Annotated in this window: 17 protein-coding genes; all 17 read left to right on the top strand. The window is 33.7% G+C overall.

Annotated elements, in window-relative coordinates:
• The first annotated feature begins 44 nt into the window (after window positions 1-44).
• The 17 genes from SB679_RS18170 to SB679_RS18250 all read left to right on the top strand — a co-directional run bounded on the left by SB679_RS18170 (window position 45) and on the right by SB679_RS18250 (window position 15,780).
• Window positions 45-206 carry a helix-turn-helix domain-containing protein gene (locus tag SB679_RS18170; RefSeq protein ID WP_410703710.1) on the top strand — a complete coding sequence of 54 codons (162 nt, stop codon included), beginning with the start codon at window positions 45-47 and terminating at the stop codon, window positions 204-206.
• An 18-nt stretch (window positions 207-224) separates the two neighbouring features.
• On the top strand, window positions 225-536 hold the full coding sequence (locus SB679_RS18175) for a thrombospondin type 3 repeat-containing protein (RefSeq protein WP_410703712.1): 312 nt from the start codon (window positions 225-227) through the stop codon (window positions 534-536).
• 62 nt (window positions 537-598) lie between these two features.
• Entirely contained in the window at window positions 599-751 is a 153-nt protein-coding gene (locus tag SB679_RS18180) for a hypothetical protein (protein WP_410703713.1), read from the top strand.
• A gap of 92 nt (window positions 752-843) precedes the next feature.
• Window positions 844-1,281: a hypothetical protein gene (locus SB679_RS18185; RefSeq protein WP_410703714.1), complete on the top strand. Its 438-nt coding sequence runs from the start codon at window positions 844-846 to the stop codon at window positions 1,279-1,281.
• A gap of 48 nt (window positions 1,282-1,329) precedes the next feature.
• The gene (locus SB679_RS18190; protein WP_410703715.1) at window positions 1,330-2,031 is read left to right on the top strand and encodes a hypothetical protein; all 702 of its coding nucleotides are present in this window, start codon (window positions 1,330-1,332) and stop codon (window positions 2,029-2,031) included.
• 38 nt (window positions 2,032-2,069) lie between these two features.
• Window positions 2,070-4,133, top strand: a complete 2,064-nt coding sequence (locus SB679_RS18195; RefSeq protein ID WP_410703716.1) for a hypothetical protein — start codon at window positions 2,070-2,072, stop codon at window positions 4,131-4,133.
• Between the two features lie 94 nt (window positions 4,134-4,227).
• Window positions 4,228-4,656: a transposase gene (locus SB679_RS18200; protein WP_410703718.1), complete on the top strand. Its 429-nt coding sequence runs from the start codon at window positions 4,228-4,230 to the stop codon at window positions 4,654-4,656.
• Complete coding sequence (locus tag SB679_RS18205) at window positions 4,632-4,994, top strand: helix-turn-helix domain-containing protein (protein WP_410703719.1); 363 nt, start codon at window positions 4,632-4,634, stop codon at window positions 4,992-4,994. The genes SB679_RS18200 and SB679_RS18205 overlap by 25 nt, the downstream gene beginning before the upstream one ends.
• A gap of 1,966 nt (window positions 4,995-6,960) precedes the next feature.
• Window positions 6,961-8,463, top strand: coding sequence for a tetratricopeptide repeat protein (locus SB679_RS18210; protein WP_410703720.1), 1,503 nt, complete (start codon window positions 6,961-6,963; stop codon window positions 8,461-8,463).
• A gap of 141 nt (window positions 8,464-8,604) precedes the next feature.
• Window positions 8,605-8,913: a hypothetical protein gene (locus SB679_RS18215; protein WP_410703721.1), complete on the top strand. Its 309-nt coding sequence runs from the start codon at window positions 8,605-8,607 to the stop codon at window positions 8,911-8,913.
• Window positions 8,870-10,252, top strand: coding sequence for a hypothetical protein (locus SB679_RS18220; protein ID WP_410703722.1), 1,383 nt, complete (start codon window positions 8,870-8,872; stop codon window positions 10,250-10,252). The genes SB679_RS18215 and SB679_RS18220 overlap by 44 nt, the downstream gene beginning before the upstream one ends.
• A 310-nt stretch (window positions 10,253-10,562) precedes the next feature.
• Entirely contained in the window at window positions 10,563-11,006 is a 444-nt protein-coding gene (locus SB679_RS18225) for a transposase (RefSeq protein WP_410703723.1), read from the top strand.
• A 45-nt stretch (window positions 11,007-11,051) separates the two neighbouring features.
• Window positions 11,052-11,402 carry a helix-turn-helix domain-containing protein gene (locus tag SB679_RS18230; RefSeq protein ID WP_410703724.1) on the top strand — a complete coding sequence of 117 codons (351 nt, stop codon included), beginning with the start codon at window positions 11,052-11,054 and terminating at the stop codon, window positions 11,400-11,402.
• Window positions 11,403-11,866: 464 nt separating this feature from the next.
• Window positions 11,867-12,376 carry a hypothetical protein gene (locus SB679_RS18235; protein ID WP_410703725.1) on the top strand — a complete coding sequence of 170 codons (510 nt, stop codon included), beginning with the start codon at window positions 11,867-11,869 and terminating at the stop codon, window positions 12,374-12,376.
• A gap of 49 nt (window positions 12,377-12,425) precedes the next feature.
• On the top strand, window positions 12,426-13,019 hold the full coding sequence (locus SB679_RS18240) for a hypothetical protein (RefSeq protein WP_410703726.1): 594 nt from the start codon (window positions 12,426-12,428) through the stop codon (window positions 13,017-13,019).
• A gap of 17 nt (window positions 13,020-13,036) precedes the next feature.
• A complete protein-coding gene (locus SB679_RS18245) occupies window positions 13,037-13,726 on the top strand; it encodes a hypothetical protein (RefSeq protein ID WP_410703727.1) in 690 nt (229 codons plus the stop codon).
• A 1,256-nt stretch (window positions 13,727-14,982) separates the two neighbouring features.
• Window positions 14,983-15,780: a helix-turn-helix domain-containing protein gene (locus SB679_RS18250; protein WP_410703728.1), complete on the top strand. Its 798-nt coding sequence runs from the start codon at window positions 14,983-14,985 to the stop codon at window positions 15,778-15,780.
• The last annotated feature ends 66 nt before the right edge of the window (window positions 15,781-15,846 follow it).

Raw genomic sequence — 15,846 nt, forward strand, 5'->3', positions numbered from 1 at the left:
GATACATTTGATATCGAAATCCGGGAAAAAGTAACACTGAAAGTATGAAAACAGAAATAAAATATTTTCTTTTGGAATTAATAGACACTGGACAGAAAACAATTTCACAGGTTGCAAAAGAAAGCAATGTCCCCAAAATAACTATTTATAGATGGCTTGTTTACAGATGGCTAAAGAGAAAACTGATAAAACCTGATTGTCAGTAAAAATTAAAAACAAAAAAAATGATGAATAAAATTAAATTACTCTTATTTTACACTTTCCTGACCTTTAGTTTTAGTGTAAACAGTCTGCAGGCACAGGATACTGACGGAGACGGAATCGCCAATTCCACAGACCTGGATGATGATAATGACGGGATACCGGACACGGTAGAATGTCCTTCCATCACCAATCATCCGGTGTATCATTTGTATGATGACAATTATATTTCATCTACTAACTTTTTAGATCTTTATAAGCAATTAAATGGGATAGGCTCTACATTTGTCTGCCCGATAATTAACTGTAGTGTAAATCCTGCGGGTGCTTTATAACAGAAAAAGCGGGAGCCAAAGTATCGATCGGAACGCCTTCTGCCGTTCCAGGAATTTTAATTTTGGAAGACACCAACAAAGCAATGATATTGCCTAAAGTAGCCAGCCCACATCTTGCTATTATCAATCCTGCTCCCGGCATGATGTTTTATGATACTACAGCAAAACAACTGGCAGTATTCAATGGCAACGTATGGAGCTTTTGGAAACCATAATATTTTTCCCTTCGGCTTGAAACCATCCTAAAACATAAATGACTCTATAGAGTCGGAGGGATTTTAGCGTTATAAATTTAAAATTAAAACAAATGAAAAACATATTAATTATTTTTCTAGCATTCCTGTTTTCCTGTAAGACAAATACCCGCAAATCAGAGCCAATAGCCTTCAGGGTGGCTCAAAACTACTTTGTGAAAAATACCCAAACGGTAAACATACCTGCCGAAAAAGTAATTACTTCCAAAGAACAGTTTGATGAAATTTTTGGAACGGCTGCCCATATGGGGAAAAACGGAATGCCAACAGCCATTGATTTTTCCAGAGAACAGGTTATCGCTATTTTGCTTCCTGTAACCAACACTTCTACCGAAATTTCTCCGGTAAAATTAATAAACACCGACTCTGATAAAGCTGAATTCTACTACAAAATCAAATCCGCAGAGAAATTAAGCTATGGTATTAAACCCAGCTTATTGCTGATTATTAGTAAAGAATACAAAATGATACATTTTAATAAAGAAAATTAATCTGGCATCAAATACAAATTTGAACTTAAATAACTTAAATGATTTCTTGTGGAGTTTGATAAATTATTGGATAGTTTTGAACGACTATGCCTCAAAGTTTTAACGGATTTACTGCTTCTTCCAGGGACAATTTTTACGTTGTTCAGAAATCCGGAATTATGTTACGATCTTGCAGAGAAAGAGGTAAATGAAGATTCAGAGTTGCTAAATGATGATATATTATCTCCTGTACGGTTCAGTATCTATACTTCAGTGGCAACAAGTTTAATTATTTATGAAAATAACCAAGCCGATTTTCCGATTGCAAAATTGCTTGGATCATTAAATTTTACGGAAAAAGCCATTACCATATTTTTTGTTAATAATATGACGGCTATTATAATGAGTCTGATTATAACACTCCTTAATAAAGAAAGAATTTCAGGACCAGGATTTAAAAAATATCTGTTTGCATTTTTATATACTTCTATATACATTTTATTGCCAGTTGTTCTCTTGTTCTTTGGAATGGCCGCCACCGGTGGAAGTTTGAATTTAAATACTATCGTATTTGACGACAGTAATTTGTCTGCCATAGAGGTTTTATCAATTCTTATAATTTCACTCATTTTATTTATAGTGGGTTTTTACAAACTGATAAAAGCCAATTATCACATTATAAAAGAATCACTTATCTCCCAGAGAAACCTGATTGCTATAAATATATTAGCAATAATCCTGGAAATAGGATGCATTTTCTTTCTACAATAATACAATCTTTTAAAAATATAATATTAAATATCAAACAAATGAGAAACAAAGAAACAGTAACAGTTTTCCTATTTTTATTAGGATTTACAAGTGCGTCGGCACAAGTAGGTGTTAATACGACCAATCCGAAAGCGACACTTGATGTAGTTGGAAATCCTTCGGACATCACTAAAATTGACGGATTGATAGCCCCGAGATTAACCGGCGACGAACTGGCGGCAAAAGATGCTCTGTATGCCGCCCCGCAAACCGGAACCCAGGTATATGCCACTGCCCCAGCAGGAACACCTACTGCCAAAACAATTAATGTTACCACTCCCGGATATTATTATTTCGATGGTGCAGTCTGGCAGAAATTCGCTGGTGGAGCTGCTTCATCGGAACCTTGGTATAACCAGGCAACCGATACCGAAGCCACCGACAATACTCAGAACATTTATCAATCAGGGAATGTAGCGATTGGTAAAACGGATAATTATACAGATACAGCTTTAGATGTACAAGGTTCAGTTCGCGGCGGTAGTGGTCAGATGGGTACAGTAGGAAATAATTCTTTTGCATTTGGTTTTGGAAATGAAGCCAGTGGACAATATTCTGCAGCGCTTGGTTACCAATCCGTCGCCAGTGGTAATTACGGTGCTTTTGCGGTAGGAAATACCAATACGGCCAGCGGACAAAGTGCAGTAGCATTAGGAAACAATACATTATCCAGTGGAGCCGGCTCAATTTCTATGGGACAGACAACCAATGCTCAGGGAACTGGTTCTGTTGCCATAGGTCAAGGGACATCAGCAAGTTCATTAGGAGAGGTATCACTTGGTATTGCCAATTCTGTTACGACAGGCTCGGCATTTACCAGTGTAAGTACGGATGCATTGTTTCAGCTAGGGAATGGAAGTTCTAACGGAACTACTGTCTTTTCCCGTAATAATGCCGTTACAGTACTCAAAAACGCCCATACTGCAATAGGAGTAGACGGCGCAGAAGCTGTCGCAAAACCGACCGAGCTGTTGGATTTAGGCGGGACAGCCAGTACAGGTAACGGCGGTCTCAGGATAAGAAATATAAACTCACCCGCTTATACTGGTAATATGACTACCGATAAAGTAGTGGTAGCCGATACCAATGGTGTGTTGAAAGCCGTAGCGCCTTCAAGCATTACAGGAACAAACATTTACAATTCAGATGGAACTCTGTTGACCAACAGAATTGTAACCATGGGAACCAATACATTGCAGTTTAAAAATGGTTCAAATTCCATTACATTTAGTAATGTTGGTACACAAAGTTTTCTGACAGCATCGGGTTCCTCAAGAGGTGCATTCCGGGCGCAGGGTGGTTCAGCCATATTAGATATGTTTGTAGATAATGCCAATTCTGCACAGTTGGTGACGTCTGGTAATGCAACCAGCTTAAATTTAGGTACGCAGTCTGCAACACCTGTTAACTTTTTTACCAATAATACACAACGGGCTACGGTTAACCCGGTTGGTAATTTTGGGATTAACACAATCAATCCTACCCATAAACTTCATGTGGTGCCTTCTGCGGGGGATGATCCGGTAAGAATAGAAGGATTAAATACGGCTTCCGGAGCAGAAAACAATGTAGTGGTAGATTTATCAACCGGAATATTAAAATATTCACCTACCGTTGCACAGCCCCTTTTCCACGCGAAGCTGGCGGCCAACCAAACCAGCCTTACGGGCACCAATACCATATTACTGGGAACCCCGGAGGCTACCTCTTCCTTATATAGCTATAATATCACTACCGGGGTGATGACATTTAACAGTGCCGGAAATTATCTGGTACAGATGCAGATGAGCTTCAGAAATGTAGGGGCCAATGAACAGGTTATTATTGGCATACGGGATGCGGGCGGAAATTTTATAGGTAGGGGATCAACCCGGATTGCGACAAGTATTGCTGCTTCAGCAACTGTTGGGCAAATTCACAATTACAACACTGTTATCAGCGTTACAGCTGGCCAGCAGATTACCTTTGCTGCAAATGGTGCCAATACTTATGCGCTTCTGAGAGACGAAACGGGTGCTATTGGGACTGGAAATGTAAGCAATATAACGATTATCAAATTATAATCCCTGATACAGGACAAGGCGATCTTGTATGAACTTTTTCATATTGGGTATCATCAACTGGATGTATAAGATGATACCCTTTTAATTAATGCATATGAATTTAAATTTTAAAGAAATACACATTGGGGAAATGGTCCGGTTGCGAATTGAGGAACTGAATATTAAAGAAGAAAGAATTCTCAGTTTTCTTAGATGTGATCACAAGTTCCTTTTGAATATACTGTCTTCAGAAGATATATCAACAGCTACATTGCTAAGATTATCTAAACTGCTAGAGTATGATTTTTTCAGATTATACTCACATCATTTAATTCTGTTTTCTCCTCCGTCTTCCGCTGAAAAGTATAAGGAAAGCGAAAAAAATAAGCTTCCTAGATTCCGAAAGAATATTTATACAAAAGACATGATTGATTTTATTGTGGAATTAATAGAAAATGGAGAAAAAACCACATTGCAAATTATAGAAGAATATAAAATCCCTAAAACTACTTTATATAAATGGATCGTAAAGTACAAAAAGTAGGCACAAAACCTGATTACCGCAAAATTTATTCAGATATCATTGGATTAAGGCATCCGGAAAAAAGCAAGTATTGTCGAGCTATTCTTTCTAAAGAGCATATTTCTGACTTGGATGTTATCAGGTTGAATGATATTATTTTTTCTCAACAAAATAGAGAAAATGAGATCTTTAACCAGAAGCATAGAGCTTACAATGAAGAGGCGATTTTGCAGATGTTAAATTATCAGGAAGAGAATAGTTTAAATAATACCCAATTGGCTGCCAATTTTAAGCTCAGTAGAAATACAGTGGCCAAATGGAAAAAAATATATTCAAAAAGTAATAATAAGGGAAAATAAATTTAAATCATCAAAATTCAGTTATGCCCATTTATAACATTTAGCTGTTAAATTGTGTTGGTCTTTTCTGTTGTTTTCCAATTTCGGTTTTGTAGAGACCTATACATAACTTTAGTTTTTTTTCTAATGGAATTTGATTCTAAAGCTGCATTTAATGATATCTTTACTTGTATTTTTATTGATATAACAATTTTTTTGTACAAGGAGGTGTTTTTAAGTAATTAGAATGTTTTTCAGTTATTGTATTTATGTAGTATTTATTTGTATAAATAGTATTTTTATTAAATTATATTTGTAGTAATTGCTATGTTTACTGTAAATGATAAAATAATAGCCAAATGAATAATGTATTATTTATTTTCCTTATTCCTATTTCTATATTATATCGGAAAGCAAATTTTTACAATTTATAAAGAAATAGAATTAATATTGATAATTAAAAAAGACAGATTCTTCTGTCTTTTTTAATTTATACTTGAACATCTTACATACCTGCAGGTCTTGATGTTTTCGGAAAGATTTTCTTTAATATATTAGTTTTTTTCTTAGTCTATATTTTCTCATCTGCCCGGTTTTAGATGTGACAAAATAGAATTTGCAATCTCTTTGGTTGTAAAATTAATCGAATAATATAAATTCAGAATTTTAGGATAGATTTCAACGATTTTATCGCAAAAACTAGGGTGAACTTCTTTAAAACTGTTAAGTTAGGAGAGTTACTTTTTGCTAAAGAAATAATTTCTTCATAAGCAAGCATTAACTTTAATGCTAAATTTTAATTTCAACGTCTTTTTCAACGATGATATTTTTTTTTATTGTCTTTCTTTTTAAAATAGCCTTTTATAAAATAGCCTCCACAGCTCAAGGTCGAAACAATTAAAATAATAATAATTGATAAATATCTTGAATAGGTAATTTCCTCTCTTATCCGTTTTTTTTCCCTGGAGATCCTTATCAAATATTTTGTTGATATTATTTTTATCAATTCTATTGATACTATCATTTACTTCAACTTATTTTTTTTAATATTTATAAGCCTGCCTGCTTGAACCTGTCTCATCTGATATTTCAGAATTTAATTTATAGGCAATTTTATGTCGTATAAAATTTTATTTTTTCTGAATTTTCAGTGTATACATCAACATATTTTTTTGCCTTGGCGAATTTCACCTGACTAACATAGACTGATACTAAAGGCCAAATAGATTAGATGTTTAGAGTTTGCGGTGAATGTTGACTTATTCATGTATAATCCGCTGAATCTTTTTTCCCTTTCGACTTATTGATGAGTGATAAAGGAGCGGTTGCTATTGCTAAAAGAATATTTAGTTTTTCATCCAGGTCATGATGATCATATAAATTATTATATATTTTCAGCGTAATAATAAGCGGAATCTTCGTTCTTTTTATTCAAGTAATAAATAGGTTCGATCATTATAAGCAATATTTTCATTATAAATTAATTTAATCTTGTCAGGAATTGCATTGGATGAGATGATCATTTTTCTGTAATATCTTATTGCTTTTTCATTTAATTCTAGTTCAAATTGACCGTCTGTTCTTAGGTTTGTATTTGATATAAAACACTATTAATTTTTCATGTTGTTAGCGTCATACATTCGTTAAAAAAAATGCGAAGTTGCATTATAAATCGAGTATTGAAAGCATCAATTTTGATGGATACGAAATCTTAACCTTAAACAAGTATTTTGGTTGGATGAGTGTGAGTTTGTAGGGAAAATAAAAATATTTAATCACTGGAAGTACAGGTGTAGGTGAAAGCTACTTAGGAAATAGCATTAGGCTATCAAGTCTGTATAAAAGACTTTAGCACAAGTCGGTATTTTACTGGAGATCGGAATATAAGTCGATAATTATTGACACATTGTTATTATAGTTTTAAATTAGTTTAACACTATAATAACAATTCGCGTATCTTTCGGCTCTTGTAACACATTAAAAATTTATGCGATATAAATTTATTTCATTTCTGTCTCTTTTTCATTTTGCTCTTTCTTTTTCTCAAAATAATAAAGAGATATCCTCTATTGACAGCTTATGGACAATAGTTAACCATAAAAATGCATATGCAGAAAAGGGAAGCAAAGAAATGCTGAGATTGTGCACAGAAATGTATTATCAGTCTAAAAATACAGGTTACGATAAAGGGCACCTGAAATCTATTGTAAAGTTATCTGAAATTTATGCGAATGAGCAGAATTACAGTGAAGCTTTAAAGAAAATACCTGAAGGTATGGAACTGGCAGAAAAAATCAAAGATTATATAAGCTGGTCTAATTTACTGATGATTCAGGGAAATATCAATACTTCATTGGGATATTTTCAAAAAGGGAAGATCAGCCTTGAAAAAGCTTTATTAATTGCTGATAAAATTCCTTTAAACGACAAAAAACATGATAACAAATCATCTATTTATTGCCAGCTAGGTATAAATGCTAATCGTAGCGATGGAATAGAAAATAATAAGATCATGCATGACAGCATTCTCTTTTATTTTCGTAAAGCTTATGAGGAATCTAAGAAAACAAGCCGTGCTTTTCCCACAAGAAATAAGTCTATTGCCAGATATGCTATAAATTTGGGAGCTGAATATTTCTCTCAAGATAATATTCCTGAAGCGGAAAAATATTTGAATGAATTTCCGCTTCTTATGAAAGATGAAAAAAACCGATCCGACTTTCTTCCTTATTATAGGCTTCGGGGAAATATTGAAAATAAAAAGAAAAATTATCCTAAAGCCATTGAATACTTTAATCAGGGCATTGCAATTTATAAAGAATATAAGCTGCTTCCGTCAGAATTAGCAGAATGCTACTCAGGTATTGCAGAAGCGTATGATGGTAGTAAAGATTATAAAAATCAGGCAGATTATCTTGAAAAGGCTAAAAGAATAACAGACAGCATTTCTCTTTCCAACAAAAACACTGTAGAAAAGGTGTCATCAGAACCTAAGGAGAAAGAACAGCCAGTATATCATTTCATTATAATTGCAGGCGTAATATCTGCTGCAGTATTGGCCTGTTATTTCTTTTTCTTTCAAAAGAAAAAAACAGCAGAAAAGGAAACCATCGCTGTTGATATAAATGAACACAATCAAATTACTAATCATCATTACACCGAGATTATTGATTTTCCAGAAACAAATAACAATCTTCAGGATTTAAACGATATTATCGAACTGGCTAAAAATAACAGCCATACTTTTTACCTTAAATTTTCAGAAATGTTTCCTGCTTTCAACCGGAAGCTTCTTGAAATAACCCCCCAGCTCACTCCTTCAGATTTAGAATATTGTGCACTCATGAAACTGAATTTTGATACAAAACAGATTGCGGTATTAAAAAAAGCTTCGATAGGATCGGTAGAAACCAGAAAGTCCAGAATAAGAAAGAAACTCAATATCAGTAATTCCGAAAATATCTATACCTGGCTGATGAAAATCCAATAACTATAACTTATTAGTAATGAGAGTGTTATACTCAATCATACACTACTGTAATATTTTGTAATAAAATGTAAGCTGTTATTATATGAGTAGTCTGCACTCACCTAATACCTTTGTGTTCTAACGTTCTTAAACAACAAAGGAATGAAAAAACAATTATTTATTGCTGCTTTACTATTTGTGGCAGCAAATACACAAGCACAGGTAGGTATTAATACACAAGTTCCGGATGCAACATTAGATGTAAAAGGTAAAGCCGCTATTATTACGACTGCTGACGGTATTATTGCACCCAGAATCACTAAGCAGGAACTAGCTGCTAAAGCATCCGGAACTTATGGACTTCCCCAGACCGGAGCTTTAATCTATGTAAGTAGTATTACGGCACCTACAGGAACAATTCCCAGCATTGCACAGACAGCTGAAGTTACCAATACCGGGTACTTATTTTAATGGAAGTATTTGGAAAAGTGCAGGCGGCAGTATAGATACCAATACCAATATATATACAGACAATGGTACTTTATTGACAAATAGAACGGTTGATCAGGGAGGTAAAACCCTAGCCTTCACCGGAGCAACTACTGCTAATGCATTTTCTGTTGACGGAACCACTTTATCTGTAGATGCTGCCGGCGACAAGGTAGGAATAGGATCAACAACCCCCGATGCTACTCTAGACGTAGAAGGTAAAGCCAGCACTATAACGAGTGCTGACGGAATTATCGCGCCTAGAATCACCAAGCAGGAATTAGCCGCTAAAACAGCCGGTACTTATGCATTTTATCAAACAGGCGCATTGGTTTATGTAAGTGATATTACTGCTCCTACGGGTGCCATTCCTAGTTCAGGACAAGTGGCAGAAGTGACCACTATTGGATATTACTTCTTTAATGGAAGTATATGGAAGTCAATAAGTGGTGCATCAGCTACCATTGATACAAGTATCTATGCTGGTAATGGTATTTTATCCGGAAACAGAATTGTAGATCAGTCAGGTAAAACTTTAGCCTTCAATGGGGGAACTACTGTTAATTCATTTTCAGTAGACGGAACCACTCTTTCTATAGATGCTGCCAATCATAGAGTTGGGATCGGTACAGCAGCACCACAAAAGCAGCTTCATATAGTAAATGCAACAGCTGGCTCACCTGATATGAGGTTTGAAAACCTTCCGAACCTTCCGGCCAATACATCCTCTACAGGATTGGTGATAGATACCAATGGAGATGTTTATAGAAATAATACAACATCCGTTGAAGGACAGATTTTGAGAATCGGGCTTAATGGTACAACGTATACAACATTAGCCGGACAAGCTGCTCTTAGATTTAATACAAACGATGATGCGACAGAAATGGGGAATGCCCCAAATGCAGCTCCTAACTTCATCAATACAATTGTTGGAGCGACAATATCGGACGGGGTTTCTCCAGGAGCAGGCACAAATGGTTCTTTCGCCAGAACAACAGATCAAATAAACCTCCCGCCCGGAGTATATAAGGTACAGGTAAGGCTTGTTGGAAGTTTTACATCAGCGTCTGCCAATAATAATATTTTTATAAAAGCAATAGTTAACAATAATGAATACTCTATAATAAATGGCTCCAACAATTCTAGCCAAGCCTCAGTATATTATTTTGATGATTATATTAACATTACAGGTGCTACTTCACAGACATTAGATTTCTCAATACAGCCAGGAAATAGTAGTTTTACGGTTTCATCATCAGCTTCTCCAGGTACAGGAAACTCTTACAGAAGTTTGATTTTGATACAGAGATTACGATAAATTAAACTTGTGACTGCGGGGTTTGAAATCCTATGATACATGCCCAAAAACAACACTATAAGATACTTGATATAACTTTTTTTGGTAAATAGAAATAAATATTTTACCTATAAAAAAATTGGAAAAGAGAACTGAAAAAAGCTCTTCTTGCCCATCTTCAATTTAAGCTTATAAAAAGGTTAAAAAATAATTAAATGCTCAACAAAGCAAGTCTTTCCAATATCAGCCAGTTTACTATTTGATGTTTTTAAAACATACATTGAAGTGAGATTAGAGCCTTCAAAGACGATTAAAAAAATAAAGACGATTAATGAAATTTGACTTTAAAAATATTCATATTGGCAGGTGTATCAAAAATAGAGTTGAAGAAGAAGGAATTTCTATCAGTCGCATTTGTAATTTCCATAAAACTACTTTAAATGAAATATATAAAATGTATGAAGAGGAAAGTATGGATGTAGAAGTTCTTCTTCAATGGTGTAAGCTCTTGAAATATGACTTTTTCAGAATGTACAGCCAACACCTTATTTTGTTTTCGCCAGAGATCCGATCAGATTCTAATACCAGAACAAAAGCTGAAACCATTCATCTTCCACAGTTCCGTAAAAATATATATACCAAACAGGTGGTGGAATTCATTTTGGAATTAATAAACACCGGAGAAAAAACAACGCTTCAGATAGCCGAAGAATATAAAATTCCCAAAACAACCCTTTATAAATGGATTACTAAATATAGCAATAATGAAAGGTAAATTTTTTAAGCTTTATTTTTCTAAAAAACATCATCAAAAAAACATATGGCTACAATAACACCTGATTATAAAAAAATATACCATGATATCATTTTAAAAAAGTATCCCGAAAAATATAATCTTTGCAGCTCTTTGTTAGAAAAGAAAACCTTGTCACAATTAGATATTATTAAATTAAATCAGTTGGTTTTCACTCATGAAGATAAGAAAACATTTGAATTCAATCAAAAACACAGAGCATATGATGAACCTACGATTTTTGAAATTTTAACATATCAACAAAAGGAAAGATATAGTAACACACGAATAGCAAAAGAATTTAACATAAGCAGAAATACGATTGCAAAATGGAAAAAAATATTTAATCACCAGGAGAAATTCAGTATGATTCTATAAACACATCAAAAAGTCTATTTTTCATTTTAGATTATGCCAAATAAAGAAAAGAAGAGAAAGTAATATTATCAAGAGCTGATTCAAAAACTGCTGGAATAAAATAGGACAATGATGTATTTCTATGTACCAGAAGTTTTAATTTCACTGTCAAATATGATATATCACCATATTGCTTGGATTATCATACAATAAAATATTCCAAAGAAATCTCTATGTAGTAGTACATTCTAGTATATCATTACCTTAATTTTTCAATTAAAAAATTACTTGCTCTAAAACATTTTTTTATATCAAATTAAACACTCAGAAATTAAAACACGAATGATGAAAAAAAATTACATCTTAATTGTCCTTGCTTTTTCTGCTCATATAGTATATGCTCAAAATAAATCAGTTGGGATAAATACGACTAATCCAGAAACCGAACTTCATATCAATGGGAGTGTGAAAACGTTGGGAATCATATGTTGGGAATCATACTAAAGGATGAGATAGAAAGTCTAGGAGCAACAGAAAATTATACATATCTTATAAAATCACCAAGTCCTGAAAATAAAATCACAACATATAATAACAGTTTTTTGCCTGTAAATCCTGCTCCCATAAACCAGATCCAATTTCAAATTACATGTGATGTAGATGACAAAGACTGGATCAATGAATATGATACTAAAATCAATTCGAATAAATTTCTTGTAGTGATCTCCTCATTTGGATTCACTCAGCCTATACTACAAGGTAATTTGCCGGACTGGGTTACTCCGCTTCCGCAGATTTATGCTTATAATTCAAATAATACATGGAAACTGAAAGCAGACTTTCAAGGATTTCATCCCCCTTCTACATCAGCTGCAGGTGTTTGGACTATCAATTTATTGGTTTTCGACAAAGCATACGCCAAAGAATTTAATGTCTCCCAAAATCTGGGAGGTTCTGCAACAGGAGCTGCAGCTTCAGCATTAATTCAATTTTAAACTTACACGAATGAAAATAAAAATATTAGTAGCTGTCTTAATTTTTCTTGTGATAAACTTTAAAGCACAAGTAGGAATTAACACCTCAAATCCGCAGGGAACATTAGATGTAAACGGAAGAACCCTTGGCGATTCTTATCTAATAGATGGTGTAAATTCCATTTCAACTGACAATTATTACCTTTTGACCAGATCTACAGATACGACACCAGTAGGGAAAGTTAAAAAACTTGATGTTTCATTACGAAATGTGGCACCTGTAAATATGTATAATATAACAATTCAAAATGTACAGCAGGATGAAGTCGTTAATCTCAATACCAATTTGGAAACGGGTAAATATGTAGTGGCAATTGTAGGTGCTGTGTTCAGTGGAGCGGCTTTAAATCGAAATTCAGATGGATCATTTGGTGCTTACTATAATGAAATTACCAAAGTTACAGTAGGTTCGAATACTTATCATGCAATTAATCTTGATTTTAAAGGTGGAGAAACGACTTCTTTGCAAAAAGGAACATGGAATCTATCGTTAGTTGTTTATGAAAAGGTATTAGTGAAAGATTGGGGAAATTATGCAGGATCTGTATCTTCTGCATCTTCTTATAAAGGGGCTTCTACTACTACACCTGCGGGACTTCAATAAATCAAAAATATAAACTGATGAAAACTAAATTTTTTACAATATTTCTTTCTTTTTCGTTCTTGACAGTATTTGTTGCTCAAAGCGGAAATGTGGGTATTAATACCAGTAATCCTGTGGAGAAACTCGATGTCAATGGAAAAACATACACTAATTCTTTGTATCTAAGAAACCCCGGAGAACCTACAACTACGGGAGGTCATTTTTTGGTTACTTCCGATAATGTGTCTAATACGTCTTTGCAACTTTATGATCCGACCATAGGCAATAGTGCTCTTTTTAATTATATGAAATTGATACTGACAGGAGTTCCAAAGTCAGGAATTACAGATTATGATACAAAGATAGACGCCAATAATTTTCTTGCTGTTATCCATAATTACTCATTCAGTCTTGCTAATGGAGATAATTATGTAACATTAGACTATGTAGGTACTCAGGGAGCAAATGATTCGAAGCAGGGGTCACCGGATATAAGGATGTATAAAAATAATGGTACTTGGCATATTAAAGCCATCTTCGCAAATAGTACTTTGATTGATTACACAAACAACACTAACCTTTCAACAACATACAATAACTTCACTCTGATGTTTTATATTATGGTCTATAAAAGATTAATTACAAAACAAAATATTACTGATATAAATATTGATCTTAACGGGGCAAATGGAAGTTCTCAAAGTATTCCTAAACCTTCTGGATTTTAATTTCTCTGAGAGCTAGTTCTATTATATTTTTAGGCATTTAAAATGTACCCACTGGATGAATTATCAATATAGTGTTCAACGTAATATTCAAAAAATAAAAGTAGGGAATAATGGCTTCAATTGCCACGCTATATATATGGATAATGAAGTACAAGGCTAAATAGACTTAACTCTTAAAAAAGACAAGATATCGGTTTCAGAAAAATTGACCAAAGTGAATCGATGGAGGAAGAAAGCAGATGAAATAAAATCAACCTAAAGTAAGAACTATTTTATATTTTTAATACATCTTCTATTAGACGCCGTTTCTGCCTTCATCCTTAGTGATCAATTATATGTAGAATTTGATGGTCATTTTATCCGGAATATGCATTCTGAATAAAGATTAACCTTTTCTCATAAATTATTATCCTTTTCTCAAATCTTTTATGGACGCGGTATTGCACTTTTGCCTAAATTAAAAAAGATGAGTGAAAATACAAATGTAAATACAATGGTAGAATATGGCACAAGACATTATGCAATACTGAACTTTCAGATATAACAATAGTTAATGTTATATTAAATGATTTACAAGGGACCTTTGGAGTGACTTTATCTGTAGTTAACTGATATGGGACAGATAATGTTAATTATTTCAACCTTGATGCACTGGATAGAGCCTTATTGGTTTGTCATTAACCAGTAAGTTATACCTCCATTTTAGTTCATCTAAACTGAAAATTTTGCTAAAACCTCCCAGAATACACTGTTTACCATTGAGTAGGTCTACTTGCTCAATAAAGCAAACTATGATTACAGCAGGCAAATCATTACTTGTGAAAATGAGCATTATTTACAAGGTTTTGTTAGAAAGACGCATCTTGAATATACCAAGTAATTATAGACACTCAAGTTCTGCAAGCTTTATTAAATCTTCTATAAAATTATTCGAAAACTGTACGTTTGGGGTCACAAAAAGCTCCTATTTTAGGGGCTTTTTTGTTTTTTGCCCCGGGAATACCCCCGATTATATAATTTGCTATGGGAAACTTAGCCTTTTATTTTTTAAGGTAGATCAGATTAATCGAACAATGCTTTCTAGTTAAATAGAGCATGCAATGTTTTTAACGAAACACTAACGGGATAAAGAATCTGAATAATTGTTTCCAATAAAGATCTCCATGCTAATAATATAATAAAGTGATATTTTATTAAATTCGCCACTACGCACAAGCTATTTAATTGTATCTTACCCTCCATGACAAAAAAAACTGATGTTTAGATATGATGAATATTATGTTCCAAATTCATTATCTTTTTTGATTAAAAAACTTTGGACACTTAATAACCAAGACAATCCTCAGTGTATTAATAATAAGTCTGCATTACCAAATGGTTGCTTTAATATTGCTTTTATAATAGGAAGAGGTGTTACGATCAAGAATAAGAATGGTAAAACACATCTAACAGAAGGAGTCTACTTTTGTGGACAGATGACTGAATTACTTGAGATTGACATTTATCCTCATAGTAAAGCAACGATGGTGCAGTTATATCCGTGGACACCTGTACATTTTTCTGCAGAGGATATGAGTATGCATCTTGATAGGTTTATTAAAATGGATCAATTTGACATAAGCTCGTTAATCCAGCTTGGGAATACTGAAAATTCACATATATGTCGGGCGGTAGTAGCTGCTTTTAGTCCGTTGTTTCATATAAATTTAACGGTCTCTTTGCTTACAAAAGCTACACAAATGATCATAAGCTCTAATGGAAGTCTGAATATCTCAAAATTATCTGCCAATTTAGGCTGTTCACAGCGGCATTTGCAAAAGATATTTAGAAAACACATTGGCTTAAGCCCAAAAAGATTTGCAAATATAATAAAGTTAAGAGAGGCTGTGGACGACTTAGCTTTTCGGGATAAAAAGAATGGAACTTTAACGACACTTGCCTTGACCAATAACTTTTATGACCAACCGCATTTTAATAATTCATTTCAGGCGATTGTAAAAACGTCCCCTAATGAATTTGATGGGACTGATTGTTTTTTATCGTTTAAGAAATGAAATGTAAGGTTCGTATTTTTACAATTTTAGTTTAGTGTGTAATATTAGTTTTGTCTTTGCTTAGCA

The sequence above is a fragment of the Chryseobacterium sp. SIMBA_029 genome (genome assembly GCF_046535275.1).
In the GTDB taxonomy this organism is placed as follows: domain Bacteria; phylum Bacteroidota; class Bacteroidia; order Flavobacteriales; family Weeksellaceae; genus Chryseobacterium.